The following is a 249-nucleotide window of genomic DNA, read 5'->3' as shown; positions in this document are numbered from 1 at the left end:
ACTGCGATGCGGACCAGCGTCTCGCGAGGCGAGGCGGAGCCATCGGCTTCGGCGGCCGTGAGTGTGGCGTCCAACCGCCCCAGTGTCCGCGATCCGACCCGCAGGATCAATTCGTCCACGTCTTCGACGAGGTTATAGACCGCGCCGTTGGCGATGCTGATGTCCCGAGCCAGATCGCGCGTTTTTAGGCCCGCCAGACCGCCTGCGGCAATCCGTCGCTCCGCCGCTTCGATCAGAGATTCCCGAAGT

At 65.5% G+C, this 249-nt stretch carries 1 pseudogene; it reads right to left on the bottom strand.

Annotated elements, in window-relative coordinates:
- Positions 1–249 (bottom strand): annotated as a pseudogene (locus KJQ96_RS39400) (TetR/AcrR family transcriptional regulator); the annotation flags it as partial.

The organism is Bradyrhizobium sp. sGM-13, assembly GCF_018398875.1.
GTDB lineage: Bacteria > Pseudomonadota > Alphaproteobacteria > Rhizobiales > Xanthobacteraceae > Bradyrhizobium.
The sequence above is the reverse complement of the archived record's forward strand: the minus strand, read 5'-3'. Positions and strand labels throughout refer to the sequence as shown.